Here is a 5,638-nt window from a genome sequence, read left to right as displayed (position 1 = left end):
GCCGACCTTGCAGGGGCAACCGCTTTGACGGCCTGCCCATCTCTTGAAGGCCGCGCAGGGCTGACGGGTGGATGCGCAAGGCCCGGGATGGGGTGAGGACGACGATCCAGAGCCACGACTGGGATGCTGCCCCCTGCTCCGCACTCCCAGACCCCCTGCGCGATGCAGCTCAGCTGGGCAGGCGATGCCGATCCTCTGGCCCGATCTGACCTGCCAGATGCTGGCGCAGTGCGTCCTTGCCGTTCGCCCGAAGATCATCGTTGAAATCCCCGAGCCTCGGTTCCAGCACATGGCAACCGATCCCGACCTCGGAGGCTCTGGCGCTCAACCTCTCTGCCGCGCGTTGCCCGGCCGGATCGCGATCGATCGCGATGTAGAGGCGCTTCAGCCCCTCTGGCAGCAGGACCGCCCCGAGGTGACCCGAAGAGAGCGCCGCCCAGACGGGCAGACCGGGGATCGCCTCGGATAGAGACAGTATGGTCTCGATGCCTTCGCCGACAACGAGGATGTCATCCTGCGAGGTCAGCCTGACGGCATTGCCGAGGAGGTGACCCATAGCCCGACGCTGTGGATTCACTGCCGCCTTCCCCTGTCCGTCAGGCGCCAGCCAGGTGCGATGCACACCCTGCACGGCCCCTGCCCCATCGGTAACCGCCGCGATCATCGCCGGTTTGGGGATGCTCCGGGTCTGCCCCTCTTCCCGATGCCAGCACTTCGGGTGGAAGCGTAAGGCGCCGTTCGCCCCGAATTGGGTGATGCCTCGGGAACGGAGGTAGGTCTCAGCAAGCGTGCCTGCGACCGGCACCGAGGCAGCAAACAAGCGCGCCGCTGCCGCGGGAGTGCCACCGGGCGCCTTGGCCTTCCTCGGCTCTTGCCTATCCGGGACGACCGGCTGCGGACGGCCAAGATGCGCTCGGGCCTCGGCGAGAAGGTCGGGGAAGCGCGTAATCCCCGTCCGGGCGCGGATGATGTCCAGGAGATCGCCATGCTCGCCTGTGGCCCCATCCGTAAACTTGCCCGCTGCCCCCGGCCCCGACGCGGGCCCGGTCAGCCGCACGAAGAGCGAGCGGCCAGGATTGTTTTGCAGGTCACCCACGATCCAGTAGGATCCTTCCCGCCGTCCGGCGGGAAGGTAGGCACGACAGACGCCTTCGGCATTTTCTGCCAAATCGCGCACGAGGTCTTCGGTCTCGGAATACATGGGTCAACAGCCTCCGCGATCATGTAGCCTTGCGACAGGACAACGTGCAAGCAGACGGTCCAGTATCGCGACGCCATCGGCGTCGGTCGGGCAAAACAGCCGAAGCTTCCAACTAATAATCTCCGAGAAGAAGCCATCGGCCTTGAGCCGATCCTTGGCTGCCTCCGAGAAGCCCGACAGTTCGATCCGGTGCGCGCCCATGACGCGCGAGCGGTGCAATTCCATCCCTTCGGACAGGCGCACGACAGTCTTTCCCTCCAGAACGAGGGCATGGACCTGCGCCGCCGAGAGCTTTGGCGCGTCATCCGCCAGCGTGGTCGCAACCCAGGCGGGCGAGACGCGGCGCCCGATGATGCGCTGCCCGTCATCGGTCTGCAGGCGATAGACCCGGGTTTCATCCTGGGGAAGCTGCTTCCAGATCGGCAGCAGCAGACCTGCCACGATGTGCAGCGTGGAGTCCGAAAACTCCGGCACCTCGGCCAGTTCCGCAGTCCAAGCCGCAGTGAAGGCCGCGCGGTCGGCCTCGAGCCAGTGAGTGTCCTCCATGACCTTGGCCGGGACCGTGCTGGCATCAAGCGGGCGGATCAGGCGCAGGCGCGGCTCGATGGTGCCATCGTCCAGCATCAGGCTGGTCGCGGGCACCTGTACCGCCGCCCGACCGGAGCGGCTGTTGATGAGACACCGCGCCTGCGGGCCATCCAGCCAATCGAGTGCATCCGCGAGCGGAGTCGGCGTGTTGCGGCGCTTTTCCGCGATGGTCAGCAGCTGGGTTTCCGCGCCGGAGCCGGGATGGGTGTAGATGACCTGTGCGTCGGTCACCCGGAAGCTCTCGGCACGGAGTGTCTCGAGCCCGAGATCATAGACCCCGGCGGCGATGGCGCCCTCAATTCGCTGATCGAGCAGCTCCTCGAAACCCGCGAACAGCACGGCCTGCATGTCGATCGTCAGCGCCAGCAGGCGATTGAGGAAGGTCGTGATCGGCGGCAGATCATCCTTCAGCCCGTTGTCATCGGTCAGGCTAAGGCCTGTGGCATCCTCGAAAGCCCCAAGTGAGCATCCCGCAACATCGCCGCGATAGATGCGGCGGTAAAGCTGGCGCAGGGCGTCTCGGGCATAAGGCGACTCGAGGTTATCCTCTGGGCGGAACAGCCCTTGCCCGCCGGTCTGCCGCTGGCCGCGGGTGATGGCCCCAAGCGTGTCGAGGCGGCGCGCAATGGTCGACAGGAACCGCTTCTCCGCCTTCACATCGGTGGCCTCCGGCCGGAACAGCGGCGGCTGCGCCTGGTTGGTCCGGTTGGTGCGTCCGAGGCCCTGGATCGCCGCATCGGCCTTCCAGCCCGGCTCCAGGAGGTAGTGGACCCGCAAGCGCTGGTTTTTCGCGCCGAGATCAGCGTGATAGCTGCGCCCGGTGCCGCCGGCATCCGAGAAGATCAGGATAGGCTTTTCGTCATCCATGAAGGCTTGGGTTTCCGCGAGGTTCGCGGCTCCGGCCCGGTTCTCCACCACGAGCCGTGCCGAATGCCCTTCGCCCTTCCGCACGATGCGCCGCGAGCGCCCTGTGACTTCGGCCACGAGATCGGTGCCGAAGCGCTGGACGATCTGGTCGAGCGCACCAGGGACGGGCGGCAGCGAGGCCAGCTTTTCGATCAGCGCGTCACGACGGCGGACGGCTTCGCGGCATTCGACCGGTTGGCCGTCTCGCGTTACGGGGCGCGACGAAAGATTACCTTCGCTGTCGGTGAAAGGCTCGTAGAGCTGCACCGGGAAGGAATGGGCGAGGTAGTCCAGAACGTATTCCCTGGGCGTGATGTCACAACGGATATCATTCCATTCCTCGGTTTGGATCTCCGACAGGCGGCGTTCCATCAGCGCCTCACCCGTCGAGACGATCTGGATGACGGCGGCATGGGCTGCCGCCAGATCCTCCTCGATGCTGGAAATGAGGGCGGGGGTTTTCATGCTGGTTAGCAGGTGGCCGAAGAAGCGCTGCTTGGCGGATTCAAACGCCGAGCGAGCGGCGGATTTCGCCTGACGGTTCAGCGTGCCGCTCTCACCGGAAATATTCGCCGCTTCCAACGCCGCGGTCAGGTTGTTGTGAATAATGGCGAAGGCCCCGGCATAGGCATCGTAGATACCGCGCTGCTCGGGGCTAAGCGCGTGCTCCAGCATCTCGTATTCGACACCGTCATAGGACAGCGACCGCGCCGTGTAGAGGCCGAGCGCCCGGAGGTCGCGGGCCAGAACCTCCATCGCCGCGACACCGCCAGCCTCGATGGCTTCCACAAACTCGGCGCGGGTTGCGAACGGGAAATCCTCCCCGCCCCAGAGACCGAGACGCTGAGCATAAGCGAGGTTGTGGACCGTCGTTGCGCCCGTGGCCGAGACATAGACCACGCGGGCATTCGGAAGTTTGTGCTGCAGGCGCAGGCCCGCCCTGCCCTGCTGCGAGGCCATGGTATCGCCCCGTTCGCCTTTGCCTCCGGCAGCATTTGCCATGGCATGGCTTTCGTCGAAGAGGATCACCCCGTCGAAATCCGCCCCGAGCCAGTCGACGATCTGGTCGACGCGGGATTTCTTGGCACCCCGTTCTTCCGAGCGCAGCGTCGCATAGGTGGTGAAGAGGATTCCCTCGGTCAGCGGGATGTCGCGGCCTTGTGCGAAACGCGACAGCGGCGTCACCAGAAGCCGCTCCTGGCCAAGCGCCGACCAGTCGCGCTGTGCATCCTCTAGGAGTTTGTCACTCTTCGAGATCCAGAGCGCCTTGCGTCTTCCTCGGGCCCAGTTGTCGAGCAGGATCCCGGCCGACTGACGGCCCTTGCCGGCCCCGGTCCCATCGCCAAGGAAGAAGCCCCGGCGGAAACGGACGGCGTCAGCCGCATCGTCTGGTGCTGCGGAGACCACGTCTCCGGTCTCATCGACGGTCCAAGACCCAGAGAGATGCGCGCCATGCGCCTCCCCTGCGTAGATGACGGTCTCGAGTTGCGCGTCGGAGAGCATGCCGTCGCGCAGGATGGTCGCCGGAAGCTTGGGGCGATAGGAGGGTTTCGGAGGTGCGACAGAGGCCATGGCCGCCGATTGCACAAGCTTGGTCGGGTGCGATGCGGCGTCTGGGATGTCGATAGCCTGCAGACGGAAGGTCTCGTAGATCGCGTCGGACAGCCGTGTCGCGTCTTCGTCCTCGGCGGCGTCGCGAAGTGCGTAGTTTAGGTCCTCGGCCTCGATCGGCGTGTCTGGTTTCGCCGGTTGAGCTGCAGAGGTCGCGTGTGATCGGCTGGCGGGTTTGCGGATGGTGAGGTGAGAATTTCCCGGAAGGGGGGAAGAATGGCCCTGCCCCGCAGCAGGAGTCGGATCCCACTTGAGGCGCGGCGGAACCTCGGCAGTGACCCGGGACATCAGATGTGCCACGTCCGGGGATGTGGGTTGGCGCAGGTCTGCGGTGATGCCGCCCGGCTCGCCGCCGCGGCATTTGTCAAAGACAGAAATCCGCGTCTCGAAGCTGGTGCCGTGTTTGGCGAAAGCGGCGCCCGACACCGCGCCGGTGAAGACGAGATGGGCCGTCTCGGTCAGACGGTCGAAGGTCTCGGCCGAGGCCGGCGCGTCCGGCGCGAAACCGGCACCCGTGATGGCAACGAGCCGCCCGCCGGGCGCCAGCCGTGCGAGGGCCGAGCGCAGATGTCGGGCCGTCGCCTCGGTCGACCGACCATCGACATTGGCTTGGGCCGAGAAGGGCGGGTTCATCAGAATGACGCTCGGGCTTGAGGAGGCATCGAGATGATCATCGATCTGCGCGGCATCAAACCCCGTGACCGGTCGGCCCGGGAACAGCAAGCGAAGAAGGTCGGCGCGGGTGTCCGCCAACTCGTTCAGAGCCAGAGTGCCGCCGGCGATCTCGGCGAGGATCGCCAGAAGCCCGGTCCCGGCAGACGGCTCTAGGACAAGATCACGGGGCGTGATCTGTGCTGCCGCCACAGCCGCGAGCCCCATGGGCAGCGGCGTCGAGAATTGCTGAAAGCGCTCCATCTCTTCCGACCGCCGGGTGTGCGTGGGCAAGAGGCCTGCCACCTTGGCGAGGATCGGCAAGAGCGCCGCAGGCGAGCCGGTACGCGCAAGCAGCGCCCGACCGAACTTTCGCAGAAAGAGGATCAGCGCCACCTCGCCTGCCTCATAGGCGAGCTTCCAGTCCCAAGCACCGGTCGCATCGGAACCGCCGAAGGCATGTTCCATCTCGCGGCGCAGGCGCAGCGCGTCGATCTGAAGCCCTTGCGCCAGATCGGGCTGCAGCGCTTCGGCAACAGCAACGATCGCAGGGGCAGGATTTGCTGCCAACGGGACAATGGGCGCAGGCAAGGACGCCTGCGCAACAGGGGCAAGATGGGTCATCGGGAAACTCCGGAATGAAGGACAGGATCAGGCCCGGACACCCTCTCTCGGGCAGCC

General features: G+C 65.8%; 2 protein-coding genes. Both read right to left on the bottom strand.

What is annotated here, in order from left to right; all coding sequences use genetic code 11:
* Positions 1-169: 169 nt before the first annotated feature.
* Positions 170-1,201, bottom strand: a complete 1,032-nt coding sequence (locus tag ACN0V4_RS21450) for a toprim domain-containing protein (protein ID WP_417679950.1) — start codon at positions 1,199-1,201, stop codon at positions 170-172.
* Positions 1,202-1,204: 3 nt separating this feature from the next.
* The gene (locus tag ACN0V4_RS21445) at positions 1,205-5,581 is read right to left on the bottom strand and encodes a strawberry notch-like NTP hydrolase domain-containing protein (protein WP_417679948.1); all 4,377 of its coding nucleotides are present in this window, start codon (positions 5,579-5,581) and stop codon (positions 1,205-1,207) included.
* Between the last annotated feature and the right edge of the window lie 57 nt (positions 5,582-5,638).

Origin of the sequence: Pseudodonghicola sp. (assembly GCF_048268305.1) — a bacterium.
Taxonomy (GTDB): Bacteria; Pseudomonadota; Alphaproteobacteria; order Rhodobacterales; family Rhodobacteraceae; genus Pseudodonghicola.
This window is presented reverse-complemented; position numbering and strand designations above follow the sequence as displayed.

Bases quoted from the DNA above. Each gene is read 5' to 3' on its own strand.
- ACN0V4_RS21450 (WP_417679950.1), bottom strand. From the start codon at position 1,201: ATGTATTCCGAGACCGAAGACCTCGTGCGCGATTTGGCAGAAAATGCC.
- ACN0V4_RS21445 (WP_417679948.1), bottom strand. From the start codon at position 5,581: ATGACCCATCTTGCCCCTGTTGCGCAGGCGTCCTTGCCTGCGCCCATT.